Source organism: Mesorhizobium sp. P2_C4, from assembly GCF_056404575.1.
Genome location: NZ_JBFUDT010000001.1, coordinates 1,274,441 through 1,288,644, shown reverse-complemented (window position 1 = coordinate 1,288,644; position 14,204 = coordinate 1,274,441). Strand labels below are relative to the sequence as shown.

13 protein-coding genes are annotated in these 14,204 nt (G+C 60.5%); 2 read left to right on the top strand and 11 right to left on the bottom strand.

The annotated features are described in order from the left end of the window. Positions 1-18: 18 nt before the first annotated feature. The 4 genes from AC1DX6_RS06125 to AC1DX6_RS06110 are packed head-to-tail and all read right to left on the bottom strand — an operon-like array spanning position 19 to position 4,328. The gene (locus AC1DX6_RS06125; RefSeq protein WP_027030997.1) at positions 19-849 is read right to left on the bottom strand and encodes a carbohydrate ABC transporter permease; all 831 of its coding nucleotides are present in this window, start codon (positions 847-849) and stop codon (positions 19-21) included. Further along, on the bottom strand, positions 846-1,766 hold the full coding sequence (locus AC1DX6_RS06120; protein WP_477311808.1) for a carbohydrate ABC transporter permease: 921 nt from the start codon (positions 1,764-1,766) through the stop codon (positions 846-848). The genes AC1DX6_RS06125 and AC1DX6_RS06120 overlap by 4 nt, the downstream gene beginning before the upstream one ends. 60 nt (positions 1,767-1,826) lie before the next feature. Further along, entirely contained in the window at positions 1,827-3,095 is a 1,269-nt protein-coding gene (locus AC1DX6_RS06115) for an ABC transporter substrate-binding protein (RefSeq protein ID WP_477311807.1), read from the bottom strand. Positions 3,096-3,140: 45 nt separating this feature from the next. Further along, entirely contained in the window at positions 3,141-4,328 is a 1,188-nt protein-coding gene (locus tag AC1DX6_RS06110; protein WP_477311806.1) for a glycoside hydrolase family 30 protein, read from the bottom strand. Positions 4,329-4,673: 345 nt separating this feature from the next. Between AC1DX6_RS06110 and AC1DX6_RS06105 the strand changes: the two genes are divergently transcribed. Further along, complete coding sequence (locus AC1DX6_RS06105; RefSeq protein WP_477311805.1) at positions 4,674-5,867, top strand: ROK family transcriptional regulator; 1,194 nt, start codon at positions 4,674-4,676, stop codon at positions 5,865-5,867. 232 nt (positions 5,868-6,099) lie between these two features. On the opposite strand, the gene AC1DX6_RS06100 is transcribed toward AC1DX6_RS06105, so the two are convergent. The 3 genes from AC1DX6_RS06100 to AC1DX6_RS06090 all read right to left on the bottom strand — a co-directional run bounded on the left by AC1DX6_RS06100 (position 6,100) and on the right by AC1DX6_RS06090 (position 8,231). Next, on the bottom strand, positions 6,100-6,732 hold the full coding sequence (locus AC1DX6_RS06100) for a class I SAM-dependent methyltransferase (protein ID WP_477311804.1): 633 nt from the start codon (positions 6,730-6,732) through the stop codon (positions 6,100-6,102). Positions 6,733-6,847: 115 nt separating this feature from the next. Beyond that, positions 6,848-7,447: an NADPH-dependent F420 reductase gene (locus AC1DX6_RS06095; RefSeq protein WP_477311803.1), complete on the bottom strand. Its 600-nt coding sequence runs from the start codon at positions 7,445-7,447 to the stop codon at positions 6,848-6,850. Between the two features lie 31 nt (positions 7,448-7,478). Beyond that, positions 7,479-8,231: an SDR family NAD(P)-dependent oxidoreductase gene (locus AC1DX6_RS06090; protein ID WP_477311802.1), complete on the bottom strand. Its 753-nt coding sequence runs from the start codon at positions 8,229-8,231 to the stop codon at positions 7,479-7,481. Positions 8,232-8,450: 219 nt separating this feature from the next. On the opposite strand from AC1DX6_RS06090, the gene AC1DX6_RS06085 reads away from it, so the two are divergent. Next, positions 8,451-9,374 carry a LysR family transcriptional regulator gene (locus AC1DX6_RS06085; protein ID WP_477311801.1) on the top strand — a complete coding sequence of 308 codons (924 nt, stop codon included), beginning with the start codon at positions 8,451-8,453 and terminating at the stop codon, positions 9,372-9,374. 268 nt (positions 9,375-9,642) lie between these two features. Here the strand turns inward: AC1DX6_RS06085 and eutC are convergent, their stop codons facing one another. The 4 genes from eutC to AC1DX6_RS06065 form a co-directional block, all read right to left on the bottom strand. Continuing rightward, positions 9,643-10,641 carry an ectoine utilization protein EutC gene (gene eutC, locus AC1DX6_RS06080; protein WP_477311800.1) on the bottom strand — a complete coding sequence of 333 codons (999 nt, stop codon included), beginning with the start codon at positions 10,639-10,641 and terminating at the stop codon, positions 9,643-9,645. Then, positions 10,638-11,594, bottom strand: coding sequence for a hydroxyectoine utilization dehydratase EutB (gene eutB / locus AC1DX6_RS06075; RefSeq protein ID WP_477311914.1), 957 nt, complete (start codon positions 11,592-11,594; stop codon positions 10,638-10,640). Before eutB ends, eutC begins: the two co-directional genes overlap by 4 nt. Before the next feature lie 163 nt (positions 11,595-11,757). Continuing rightward, the gene (locus AC1DX6_RS06070; RefSeq protein ID WP_477311799.1) at positions 11,758-13,230 is read right to left on the bottom strand and encodes an NAD-dependent succinate-semialdehyde dehydrogenase; all 1,473 of its coding nucleotides are present in this window, start codon (positions 13,228-13,230) and stop codon (positions 11,758-11,760) included. A 17-nt stretch (positions 13,231-13,247) separates the two neighbouring features. Continuing rightward, positions 13,248-14,198: a 2-hydroxyacid dehydrogenase gene (locus AC1DX6_RS06065; RefSeq protein WP_477311798.1), complete on the bottom strand. Its 951-nt coding sequence runs from the start codon at positions 14,196-14,198 to the stop codon at positions 13,248-13,250. Between the last annotated feature and the right edge of the window lie 6 nt (positions 14,199-14,204).

The following is a 14,204-nucleotide window of genomic DNA, read 5'->3' as shown; positions in this document are numbered from 1 at the left end:
GGTATCCGACAGAAACGGTCAGCCTTTGACCGCCCCTCCCGTCAATCCGGCAACGATGTATTTCTGGGCCGCGATGAAGAAGGCGACCGCAGGCAGAATTGTCAGGGATATGAAAGCCAGGGTGCGGTTCCACTCCGAGAGATATTCGCCTCGAAACTGCATCATTCCGAGTGGCCAGGTGAACAGTTCCCGCGAGTTGATGACGACGAGCGGCAGCAGGAAATTGTTCCAGCTCTGGACAAAGACAAACACCCCGACGGTCGCCAGGATCGGCGTTGAGAGGGGTAGTGTGAATTGCCAGAAGAACCTGACATATCCGCAGCCTTCGACATGCGCCGCCTCGAAGAGATCCTTCGGCAACTGTTCGAAGAATGTCTTGAACAGCATGATCGAAAGCGAGAGGCCAAAAGCGGTCTGGGGCAGGATAACGGCCCAGTAGCTGTCGAGCAGCCCGAGGTCGCGCACCTTGATGAACAGCGGTAGGATCGCCGTGGCGAACGGAAAGACAAGGCCCGCCAGCAGATAGGCTTGCATCATTCTCGACCCAAGAAAGCGGATCTGAGCGAACACATAAGCCGCCGCCGCTGAGACGATCAGGGTCAAAAACACGGTCAACAGCGATATAATCAGCGAGTTTCCCATGTAGCGCCAGAAGGCCGGATCGCCCAGCATGGCGGCGTAGAACTCGAAGTCCCATTGCTGCGGGATGCCGAAAGGATTGACGCGCAGTTCGCCATTGGTCTTGAAGCCGCCAAAGACGGCGACCGTTAACGGCCCCAGCACGAAACCGGTGAAGACAAGCAGGACGGCGGCTTTTCCAAGCGCTGGAAGAAATCTGAACGCATTCATGACCGGCTCCCCTTGCTTATCTGGCGTTGGTAGAGGACGGCGACAGCGACTGCGGCGACGAACAGCATGACACCGACAGCACTGCCGAAGCCGATACGCGTTCGGGTGAGACCAAACGAGTAGAGATAGGTGACAATCGTATGCGTGGAGTTCGACGGGCCACCGTTGGTGAGCGGGATCACAACGTCGAAGAGTTGCAAGGAGCCGACGATGGAGAAAAACACCGACACACCGATGGCCGAGGCGATCATCGGCACCTGAACATGGCGCACGATCGCCCAGCGCCCGGCACCTTCCAGCCGTGCCGCCTCGAGCATTTCCTTCGGTACGCCCTGCAGGGCGGCGATGTAGATCATCATGTGAAACCCGAAGTATTTCCAGACGACGACCAGCGTAATGGCCGCGAATGCCCAGTGGCGATCCGCGAGAATGAAGACGGGCTCCATTCCCAGCGCATGGAAGAGAGCGGCGGCCACCCCGGTGTTGCCGTCAAATACGAAACTCCAGATCAGGCCCGAAGCTACCTCGGCCAGGATGAAGGGCAGAAAGAAGATGAGGCGAAACAGCGTATTGGCGGGGGTCTTTTCGTAGATCAGCAGGGCGAGACCCAGCGCGATGGGCAGCTGAACGAAAACGGAAACCGCAAGTACGATCAGCGTATTGCGCACCGCTTGCCAGAAGACGGCATGGCCCAGGGCCTGCTTGAAATTGTCCAGGCCTATGAAATCGGTCGGCGTGCCGTAGCCGTTCCATTTGAACAGGCTGTAGTACGCGGCGTCGAACAGAGGTAACGCCACGAACAATGTGAAAAGTACCAGCGCGGGCGGCAACATCAGAAGCAGTGCGCTGGTTTGGCTGGTGAAGCGCCCTCGACTACGTATGCTCGGAGCCAATCCGGGCGCAGCAAGCTCGGTCATTTTCATCCTCCCTGGATGGATTGAAGGGCCGGGCGCGTAGTTCACGCCCGGCCGAAGCCATCAGCGCATGGACCAGGCGTCCTGCACGGTCTTTGCCGCCGCCTCTGGCGTCACGACGCCTTGGGCCAGATCCGCGGCTACGTCTGTAACCGTGGCGCCGACATCGGATCCGAGCGCTTGATCGAGAAAGATCTGATGGAATTTCGAGACAGCGAGCGTCTCGGACATCTTGCGGAAGAAGGGATTTGCAATGCTCTCTTCCACGCCCTTGGCAATGGGAATGAAGAGGCCCTGTGCGCCCGCAAGCTTCTGATTTTCGGCGTCGGTCATGTATTTCAGGAATTCGACCGCCTCCGGTGGTGCTCCGGCAATGACCGCATAGCCGTTGATGCCGCCAAAGGTGTCGGTCGGCTGGCCTGCTCCACCTTGAACCGCTGGGAAGCGGATCGTGCCGAGCTTGTCGTCCGGAATGCCCTTGCCGCTGACCGAATTCTGCTTCTCGGTCCCGTACTCCCAATCACCCATGAGATGAAACAGGGCCTTGCCGTCGCCGAACTGGCCAGTTGCCTGCTCGAACGTGGTATCCATGAAGCCCGGCTCGAAGGGCTGCAGATCGACGAGTTTCTTGAAGTCCTCGCCAGCTTTCACGAAGGGGGCCGAAGCGAAACCGTCGCCTTCCCCACCAATGGCCGCGGCCATTCCGTCCTTGCCGGCCTCGCGCACCCACAGATAGCCGTAGTAGAAATGCAGGGGCCATTTGTCCTTGCCGCCAACCATGATCGGCGTGACACCGGCCTCCTTTGCCTTCTTGACCGCCGCCAGAAAATCGTCCCAGGTCTTGATGCTTTCGGGGTCGACACCGGCCTTCTTTGCGAGATCGAGATTGGTCCAAAACACCACATCGCTCGCATTGACCGGCATGCCATAGACTTTTCCGTTGATAGTGAACGCCGACAATCCGGCGTCCGATATCGTCGCCGCCCAATCGCTGGTGACGGATGCGGAGAGGTCTTGCAGAACGCCGGCTTCGGCCTGCTGCGTGAGCACGCCTCCCGCCCAACTGAAAATGAGGTCCGGCTTTTGATCCGACTGCAGCAGCGTTGTGAGCTTCTGCTTGTAGGCCTCGTTGGCGATGTATTCGAAAGCGACATCGACACCTGGATGCGACTTCTCGAAGTCTGCGACCATTTTTTCGTGGTAGGCTTTTTCGGTATTCGGTACCTCCGGCCGAAGAACGTGGACCGTCACATCCGCGAACGCCGTAGATGCAAAAAGCGTGGCCAAAAGCGATGCTGCCCCCAGCGTGGGCAAGCCTGAAAGTCTCTTCATTTCGGTTTCCTCCCTAGAGGGCGGACGCTCCGCCCGCCCTTGGTTTCAAAGAGTGAGCGTACTTATGGAAAAGGGGGCAAGGTTCAAAGTTGCCGATTCACGGCCGCCCCGGACCGTGATCGTCCTCTCGGTATCCTGCGCGTTCTGCACGACGAAGATTTCGCCGCCGTCGAGGTTGCGAAAAGCCAATGTGTTTGCGGCCATCGGGCCACCAGTCTTCAATACGGCCGCGCCCGGTCGCACGAAGCCGGCGAAATGCTTCATTACATAGAATTCGGGGTTGAAAGTGGCGTTGCGCGTGACCGGATCGACCGTCACCATAGCGTTCTGACGCCAGCCCCAGGTGCTGACCCCTCCGGGCTCCAGCACCATGTTCCAGTACAGGTAGGCCTCGGCCCCATTGCTCAGGTAATGCTGAATCAGGTCGAAGACGTAGTGGGCTTGATCCCAACTGTTGGCGCCGTCACCGCATTCGTTCTCGGTCTGAATAATCGGCAGATCCGGAAAGGCCTGGCGCGTTCGCTGCACGCCGTGCTTGCCCGCCCATTGGAATCCTATCCCCTTGACGACGGCGGCCGCGGCAGAATCGGACAGAATGGTTCCCGCCCAGTCATTGAACTCGCCGCGTTCGATCGTGCCCGCCCAAATCTCGGCATCAAGGCCGGCAGACCTGAAGGCTGGTCCCAAATCGTCGCGGATGAAGTCGCGCATCTTCGCGCCGGTCCAGATGCAGGACGGAAATTTCTGATCCGAGTTCGGCTCGTTCTGGACGTGCACTGCATTGATCGGGATGCCCTCGTCCTCGTAGGCCTTGACGAAGCGGACGAAGTAGTTCGCATAGGCGTGGCGATAGGGCGGTTCCCAGATCAGCGTTCCGTGGTTGTGCGCCCGCGGGAACTTCATCCACGTCGGCGGGCTCCAGGGCGAGGCAAAGAGGTAGAAGTCGTCCCCGCGCACCGCGCGCGCGGCTCTGATGTAAGGGATCAGATATTGCCGGTCGCGCGCTATCGAGAAGGCCTCCATGGCGAAGTCCCCCTCGGTCTCGTTGTGGCTGTACCAGTCCTCCGCATAGTCGTTGGCACCGATCGGCAGCCGGCAATAGTTGAAGGCGCAGCCATCGGCGGAGAACAGCGCACCAAGCACCTCGCCGCGCTCGTTTTCGTCAAGATGCGAAAGGGCCTTCCATCCAAGTTCGTTGAAGCAGCCGCCAAATCCCTTGAAGTCGGGGGTCACCACACCATCCGCCCAAACTGACGGACTGCTCGACGCCTGGTGCGCGTCAACGCGGACCGTAGCCCATTGGGCGCCTGGCGAAGACGACCTCAGTTGTGGTGCCATTCCTGTCTGTCCTCCGCGCGCGGCTCCGCCGTCGGGGCAAACTGGTGCCCTCGGAGGACGAGGCGTGCATTGCAAAACCGCCTGCCATTGCCGCCCGTAGGCGCCAACAGTTGCTTCAACTCGGCCCGGAACTCCTCCCGGGGAAAGACCAGCCCGATCGCGGCGCGGCTTGATCTCGTCAGCCTTCATAGGGCATCATGCGCGCTAATGCAATACTTAATTCACAGAATGAAGTAAGTCATGAAACTCAAGGCGGATCAAAATACGACACGGGCGATGAACCGACGCCTGATACTCAACTGCCTCCGGCGTGAAGGTGATCTAAGCCGGGTCGAGATAGCTGCGATGACGGAGCTAAGCCCAGCTGCGGTGACAGGCGTCACGGCTGCACTGATCGACGAAGGCATCGTCGTGGAAGGCAAGAGCACCCAAAGCAGCGGCGGCCGCCGGCCGATACCACTCAGCATCGACTATGCCAGACATTGGTCCATCGGGTTCAAGCTGACGGAGGGTCGGCTGGAGGGCACGCTCACGGATCTTTCCACCCGCGCGATAGGCGCCTGCGAACTACCGCTTCCCGACCACGGCCCCGTGGCCGTCGCCCATGCCGTCAAAGAGGGCGTGGCCATGCTTATGCGCGATCGGCGCGAGGGCCGGCAGAAACTTGTCGGTATCGGTATGGCGATGCCGGGCATGGTCGACGTCAATCGTGGCGTCTGTCTGGTCTCGCAGCGCCTGGGATGGAGGAACGTGCCGATCGCGGAAATGATCGCGTCGCAGATCAGCGTGCCCGTCTGGGTCGACAACGACGTCAATGCGTTCGCAATAGCCCAGCAGCTCTTCGGACACGGGCGGCGACGCAGTTCGGTGCTGGTGTTGATCATAGGCACGGGCGTCGGGGCGGCGCTGATTTTCAACGGCCAGATCCATCGTGGGGCGCGATCCGCGGCCGGCGAGATCGGTTTCCCCGTCGAGGACGGCGATGACTCGATTGCGACGCAGGACCGCTTGGGTTGGGATCGGCGTCTCTCCGAGCCGGCCATGGTCAGCGCGTGGAATGAAATCCGCAAGCGCTCCCGCAAGGCCCCTGCGGACCTGCAGCAGGCCGTCGAAGCAGGCGAAGGGCTGGCGCTCGACTATTTGGGAGATGTCGGTCGTGAGATCGGTCAACGCCTCACCGGCTTGATCGATCTCATCGACCCCGAAGTCGTCATCGTCGGCGGAGAAGCGGTCCGCTTTGGCCCGGCACTGTTCGAGCCCCTCATTGCCGCCGTCAAGGAATCGTCGTTCGCGACACCACCGCCGATCGAAATTGACTGGGACAACAACGTCTGGTCCCGTGGCGCGTCGGCACTTGCGATCCAGCAGTTCTTCGACTTCGAGAGCACGGCCGGGTTTGAGCGCGGGGGCGGAACCCGCCCGGCCAGGCTGTGACCGCAAGACGCCGGTAGACATACCTCGGGCGACTAAATCCGTAAGGCATGCCTGCGACAATTCGCAGACGGCATGCTACGGCCAAGAAGGATCGCCCGCTCTCGTGGGCCAAAATCAGAAATCTTCCCGTATCGTTCCGCATGGTCCCGTGACGCCACACCGACTGAACCTCGTTTTCGAACACTCGCCTCCCGTACGAGTGCCGACCTCATCGTTGGCGAATAGCTCAGTGTTAGATCTTTACAAACCGATAGACGAAGCGATCGGTCTCGCCCTTGATCGAGGGATCGAACACCTTGGTCGAGTGCGCATCATCCTTGTTCGCGAGTATGGTGCTTTCCGCGTCCAATACGAAGCCGGCCGCCTCCACCTCCTCGCGGACGGACGCCGGGTCTATCCGATGCAGCGCCTGGGCATCGCTCGTGCCCGCCCCTGCGGCGGCGGCGTGGTCGACAATAACGTAGAACCCACCGGGCTTCAGCCGCTCGTGGACAACTCGATTGAACTGGGCCGCCGTCGCGCCCCTGGCCTGGATCAGCGCGGTGTGGAGATCATGGTAGAACAGGTGCAGCCACACGATATCCGCAGGTTGCCTGGCTTCCGGCAGCGCGACGAGGTCAGCTGAAACGGCTTCGACGTTCTCTCGGCCGGACTCCTTCGCAAGCGTCCGCATGCGGCCGACCGGATCGTTCTTGAAGTGGGCGACTTCGGCCGGCACGAAGCTGTAGACCCGCCCCTCTGGTCCGACGGAGTCGGAGAAGAGGCGCGTCCAGTCGCCGTCGCCTGGGTAAACGTCGATGACAGTGGAGCCCGCATCTACACGTGCGAACCCGATCAACTCGGATAACTTGGATTGGTCGTACATCGGAATCTCCTTTACGGTTGGGAAGAGCGCGCGGCGTACAATGGGGCGATTTCGGCTGATCTACCGTCTACCCGATCCGTGCATCGTGGCCCTGCCGGTTGGCACGTCGTGTGCATCAGTCGAACTTGACCAGGTCCTTAAAGATCAGATGCCCCCAGCTATTTCCGCGCGCCTGGACCAGCAATCCGCCTTCCGAAAGCCCGCCAAGTTTGATCGGCGCGAAACCGAGCTTTTCCGCAAGCACAGCAATCTCCGCTGCGGCGTTTTCATCGTCGCTCGCCAGCAACACGACCCTCCTGCCACCATGAACGGCCGGATCCTGATCAAGGACGGCAGCGACCAGATGGTTGAAGCCCTTGACTAGTTTTGCGCCAGAGAAAGCCTGCGCGATGAACCCGGAAGAAGGCTGTCCTCCCAGTTCCTCAGGGGGCACGCCGTAGGCATTGGTTACATCGACGATGGTCTTCCCCTGCCAGGTGGCGAGCGCCTTCGCGACCTCCGGGTGCGACTCGAAACGGACAGCCAAAAACATGATGTCCGCCTTGAGGGCGTCCGCCAGCTTCTTGGGGATGATCGTAGGCCCGATCGCGGCCGCATCGGCTGCAAAGCTTTCCGGGTCGCGCGTGGTTGCAACGGACACGTCGATGCCCTTGCGGGCAAACGCCTTGGCCAGTGCTCGGCCGATATTGCCGAAGCCGATGATTGCGTAGCTCATGATGCTTCTCCGATCCTGTGTTAACGCCGGGTCAGACCTGCGCCCAACCACCATCGACGGCGAGATCTATACCGGTGATGTAGGAGCTTTCATCGGAGGCGAGGAACGTGACAGCAGCCGCGATTTCCTCCGGTTTGCCCCTGCGACCCATTGGGATCTGTGAAGCAAACTGCGCGACCGCTTGCTCGGCTTGCTCAGCGGTAAGGCCGGTCGTTGTCGCCAAGGCGGGAGTCTCGATCGCGCCAGGGCTCATCGTATTGACGCGGATATTGCGGTCCTTCAGCTCCTGGGTCCAAGACCGCGAGAAGCTGCGAACAGCCGCCTTGCTTGCTGCGTAGGTGCTGAACGCTGGCAGCCCCATCACATTCGAGACCGAAGAGTTCAGAATGATCGATCCGCCATCTTTCAAGATGGGAAGCGCCTTCTGCACCGTAAAGAACAACCCCTTCACGTTCACATCGAAGGTCTGGTCAAAATGGGCCTCGGTAGCTGCCGCGAGCGGAGCGATTGTCCCGGCGCCCGCGTTCGCGAAGAGAATGTCGATGTGACCATGTTTCTCTTTCACGGTGGCGTAGAGCCTATCCAGATCTTCCAGGCGCGAGACGTCGCCCACGACTGTTGTGACGTTTCTGCCAATAAGGGCTGCGGCCTCCTGTAGGACTTTCTCGCGTCGCCCAACGATCACGACCTGCGCACCTTCTTCCACGAAGCGCTTGGCTGTGGCCAACCCGATCCCGCTGCTTCCGCCCGTGATGACTGCGATTTTACCTTCGAGTGCTTTCATAATCTTTTGTCTTTCGCTGATTGGCTGTACGGTGAGGTTTCATCGAGATGCTCAAAATGGGTTCGCCGAAGTCAGGCGGTGAGTGCGGAATCGCGCACATCGGTGGTGCGAAAACGATCCAGCCGGACGAATGAACGCCGCGATATCGTGCGCACTATTGCAGATCAGTGTATTAGATATGGGGTTTGGAAGGCGCACCACGTGGTGCTGGATTGCACCATGATCGACTGGGATGACGTTCGCTATTTTCTTGCCGTCGCGCGCGGTGGCTCGGTGCGGGCCGCCGCCAAGCGCCTGGGCGTGAACCACGCGACCGTGCTGCGACGCATCGCTCAGCTCGAGGAGAGCCTGGGGGCGCAGATGTTCGAAAAGCTGCCTTCGGGGTACCGCCTGACGGCTGCGGGGGAAGAGGTCCTCGATCTCGCACACCAGATGGAAGCGTCGTCGCATTTGCTGGAGACGCGCGTCTTCGGTCGCGACCAGAGCGCGCGCGGGCTCTTGCGGGTGACGCTTCCACCGTTCCTCGCCACACACTTGCTGATGCCGGATCTCGCCGACTTCGCGCATTTGCATCCGGACATCGAGATGGAAATCTTGACTACCGGCGAGGTGGCAAATCTGACCAACCGAGAGGCCGACGTCGCGATCCGTATTGTCGCCGACCGCAAGACCCTGCCTCTCAATCTTCACGGCCTGAAGGGACCGCAGTTGTTCAGCGGCGTCTATATGTCTCGCGATCGACTAGCCGCGTTGAGTGCGGGCAAGCCTGGTCCCATCCGGTGGATCGTCATAGACAATCATGGAATTCCGGACTGGGCGCGCGAGGGAGAAGTTCATCCCACGGGAGCTCCGTTCCGGACTCCGGACGCCGAGACGCAGATCATCGCGGCGCAGCAAGGGATCGGGATGACGAAACTCCCATGCTTCGTCGGCGATACCGACCCCCTGCTGGTGAGGGTGCCGGGCACCAACCTGCCCATGCATGGGACACTCTGGCTTCTCACACAGGGGGAGACACGCAAGACGAAGCGTGTGCGGCTCTTCACCGAGTTCGTATCCCGCAGGCTCGCCGCGTACGCGCCGCTTCTCGCGGGACTGTCCCTATCGCGCGAGGCGACGGTGCACCCGTCGCCGGCCGGATGACCGAATGGCGGCTTTAGGAACAAAGAGACTTTGGCACGAATGACCGAATACAGGCGCAAAGCGGATGCCATGAAACGCCTGGAAGGGGCCGGGGAACGAACCCGCTGGCGCTGGCCTTGACGATCTAACAGCCAACTTAGACTAAGAATGACATTTGGCTTGATGCTGCTCTGCTAATTTCCGATGGGCGTTGTTAGCTCCCGATAATGGCAGCAGGCCGTCGGCTGGCGTCTCCTCGAGTAGGAACACGTCAATCAAAGAACGGCTGTCAGTGCTCGGCGGCCTTTCCCTCCATCAGTTGCCGTGACCGTGCGAATGCGAAGTTGGCGATGGCGGTGTCTTGTATCCCCGTTCCGGTAAGGTCCGCGACCGTGATCTGGTCGGCACTTGCCCGCCCCGCTACCTGACCGGCTATGATCTGACCGAGCTCGACGAAAGGCGCGTGCTCGTCGACGACACCCGCTTTGATGGCGTGATGCAGTTCGCCGAGACGTCTCGTCTGTGCCAAGCTGTCGGCCACATAGATGTCGGCACTGGCGATCACCTGAGGCTCGATTTCATTCTTGTGTTCAGCATCCGAGCCCATTGCTGTTATGTGCTGTCCGGGTGCAAGCCAGCGCGATAAAAAGATCGGGCTCACAGCTGGCGTCGTCGTTACAATGATATGCGCGCCTGCAACGGCCTGTTCCTGGGTTGGGCAAGCGACAACTTCGATCCCCAACTCGTCGGACAGTTCTCGCGCGGCGAGGTGGGCTTTGGCTCCCACGCGTGCCCATATGCGGGCCGAACGGATCGGGCGGACAAGCATGAGTGCTTGCAACTGAAGACGGGCTTGCAGTCCCGCGCCCAGGATGGCCGCAATCGAGGCGTCTTTGCGGGCGAGGTACTTGGCGGCGACCGCGCCGGCAGCGGCCGTGCGCAGATCGGTCAGATAACCGTTGTCCAGCAGCAGCGCCTGCACCAAACCCGTCGTGCTAGAGAGCAATATCATCAAGCCATTTGTGCTCGCCAAGCCGATCTCGGGATTGCCGAAGAAACCCGGACTGATCTTGATGGCGAAGCCGTCCAGGCCTGGCACATACGCCGTCTTGACGTCGACTTCCCCGCGATGCTCGGGAATATCGAGCCGCAGGATGGGCGGCATGACAACCTTTCCAGTGGCCAAGGTGCGAAATGCCTCCTCCACGCAGCGGACGATGTCGAGATCTAACTTCACCAAGCCCTTCAGTTGAGGCTCGGTCAAGATCTTCGGTTTTGCGAAATTCATTTGGAGCTCGTTTCGTCTGTTATGATACGGCGATGCAGTTGCATATCTATGTTGCGGCCTGACAGAACGGTCACGGTGGGACCTCGGAGGCTGCTGACCTTGTTCGCCAATAAAGCTGCTATCCCAACGGCACCAGCGCCTTCGACAATCTCGCGCTCTTGCAGGTAGGCGTGTCGGATACCGGCGGCGATCTCGGCCTCGCTCAAAAGAATGACATCGTCCAGGAGATCTCCGCACATGGCGAAGGTCAGCCTGTTGTGAAGACCAATGCCGCCACCCAGGGAATCCGCGAGGCTCTCGAATTCTTCCACTTGGATCGGGTGACCAGCATCCAGGCTGGCTTTCATCGCCGCGCCACGCTCCATCGTGACCCCAATAACGCGCGCTTTGGGCCGCTTGGATTTGATCGCGCGTGCGACACCCGAGGCGAGGCCACCACCGGAAAGCTGAACGAGTACGGTCGCGACATCCGGCAGGGCATCAATGATTTCCAACCCCAACGTCCCTTGGCCGGCGATGATCGCTGGATGATCGAAGGGCGGAATCGGATACAATCCCTGGCTCAAGACCAGCCGCTCGGCCTCTTCCTGCGCCTCGTCCTGTGACCGTCCTACAATATGGACATCGGCGCCAAGCCGGCGAATCTCGACGACCTTGTTGTCCGGCACCAGGCTCGACATACATATCGTCGCCTTCACGCCACACGCTTGCGCTGCGAATGACAACGCTCTTCCATGATTACCTGTAGAAGCAGCAACGACGCCTCGCGCGCGCTCGTCGTCGGTCAATTGAAGAAGCGCATTGAAGGCGCCTCGCAGCTTGAAGCTTCCCGTGGCCTGAAGATGTTCGAGCTTGAGGTGAACGGGCACACCGCAGAATTCCGATAGCGAAGGGGATGATACGAGCGGGGTCGGACGAATGCTGCCGCTGATCCGATCGCGGGCCTTTTCGATGTGTTCTAATCAACCATTCAATCGTACCTCGATCGACATCGATGCAGCGAAGTCGCCTGCGCTATTTGAGAGGCCCATAGGTCAAAGGTCCTCGATGATTTTTTCGAGGGCTCCCCGGGCGTGTTACCTGGCCGCCCCAGCCCTGACCCTCAGGTCGACCTCCCTACCAAGTGACCGCGATGTACTTTGTCTCGCAGAACTCGAGAATCCCAACGTGGGCGCCCTCGCGGCCGAGCCCGCTCTGCTTCGTTCCGCCGAATGGCGCTGCGGGATCAGACACGAGACCGCGATTCAGCCCGACCATGCCGCTGTCCATCTGTTCCGACACGCGCATGCCGCGCGCCAGATCTCGGGTGTAGACATACGATATGAGACCGTACTCCGTGGCATTGGCCAGCTCGATAACCTCGTCTTCGGTATCGAAAGTTGTGAGGGCGGCAATCGGACCGAAAATCTCCTCCGCCGAAATCCTCGAATCCGGCGAGACGCCGGACAGCACCGTTGGAGCGAAGAAGTATCCTTGACCGTCGAGCGGTCCGCCGCCGACCAGCACCTTGGCGCCTCTCGTCGTGGCGTCGGTTACCAAGGCGGTCAGCCGCTCGACGGCCTTCCTGTTGATCAACGGACCGCATTGCGATTTGGGATCGTATCCAGCCCCGACCTTCATCGACTTCATGCGCTCGACAAGCCCGGCGGAGAATGCTTCGGCAATACCGGACTGGACGTAGAAGCGGTTCGCCGCCGTACAGGCTTCCCCGCCGTTGCGCATCTTCGCCACCATTGCACCATCGATGGCCGCATCCAGGTCGGCATCGTCGAAGATGATGAAGGGGGCATTTCCGCCGAGTTCCATAGAGCACGAGATGACGGTGCCAGCTGCCTCGCGCAGGAGTGTCCTGCCGACCTCGGTGGAACCGGTAAACGAGAGTTTGCGCACGCGGGGATCGTTCAGCATGGCGCTGACGACTGGGCCGGACTGCGAGGTGGTTACGACATTGACCACGCCGTCAGGCACTCCCGCTTGCTTGTAAAGGTTGGCCAGAACGAGCGCTGTCAGCGGCGTCTCCGTTGCAGGCTTCAACACGCATGTGCAGCCCGCCGCCAGCGCCGGCCCGATCTTGCGGGTGGCCATGGCAGCCGGGAAATTCCAGGGAGTGACGAGAACAGCCACGCCGATTGGCTGGTGTTGAACGATGATCTTGTTTGCCCCGCTTGGCGCCGTCGATATCTCGCCATTGAGACGAACCGCCTCCTCGGCAAACCAGCGAAAGAACTCCGCAGCATAGGCCACCTCTCCCTGCGCGTCGTTCAAGGTCTTGCCGTTTTCCAGGCTGATGAGCTCGGCCAACATATCCTTGTTTTCGATCATCAGCTCGAAGCAGCGGCGCAGGATCTCTGAACGCTTGCGCGGAGCGGTGGCCGCCCAGCCCTTCGCTGCTCTGTGTGCGCTCGCAATCGCCTCCATCGCGTCATCGACAGTCGCATCCGCAACTGACACGATCACGTCTCCGTTCGATGGATCAATGACGTCTATGTTCTTCCCCTCCGTGCCGGCTCTCCACTGTCCGTCAATGAACAGGCCGGTGGGCAGTGAAGCGACACTTAGATGCGTAGATGGTTTTGCAGCAACGTTCATGTCCTGCCAGCCTTTCGTTATCTTTGATCGGAAGAAATGGATCCGGAAAGTCCCGCATGATCCACCAGTCCCGTTGGATCAGCGCCGACGAGAAGACGCTTTACGTTCTGCACGGTCGTTAACGCCGCGCTTTGCGCCTGCGTGCTTGCCGCGACATGCGGTGTGATAATCACGCGCGGATGCGCCCACAGAGGATGCTCTGGTGGCAGCGGCTCGGGATCGGTCACGTCTAGGAACGCGCCCGACAGCCTGCCGCTATCCAACGACGACAGAAGCGCGTCGGCGTCGAGCTGACGTCCCCTGCCGGCGTGGACGAGACAGGCGCCGCGCGGAAGGGCGCCGAACAGGTCGTCGTTTAGAATTCCGATCGTATCCTCGGTTAGCGGCAACAAGCAGACGAGTATGTCCGTCCCTGCAAGCATCTCCCGCAACCCGGCTTGGCCCTTGTGGCAAGTCACGCCGTCTATGGATCGCTGCGACCGGCTCCATCCCGAGAGGTGGAAACCGAAGGGCTGTAGCCCGGGAAGTGCGGCTTCACCCAGCACGCCCATGCCGAGCACGGACACCCTTCGGTCAACCGCCTGCGAACGTTGCTCGAGCTCCTTCCAGACCCGGCGCCGCTGCTGATCGATATAGAGATGCAGATTTCGATGGAGCGAAAGAACAGCCATAGCGACATATTCGACGACCATCCTGGTGATGCCCCCATCCACCATGCGAACGAGCTTCACACCTGGAGGAATGGAGGCCCCGGCAAACTGATCGACTCCCGCGCCGATACAGAACAGGGCCTCAAGGTTGGGATATCGCCGAAGGTTTTCCGGCACGTTCCAGGTCATGATGAAGCGGACGTCGTCGTCGCCGATGGCGTCCGGGTCCATGCAGAACCGAACATCCGGCAAGTGCTCCGAGAACACCTCGGCAAACACGGCCCCTCGGGTTGCATCACAGAGGAACAGAAATGCCATGCCGCC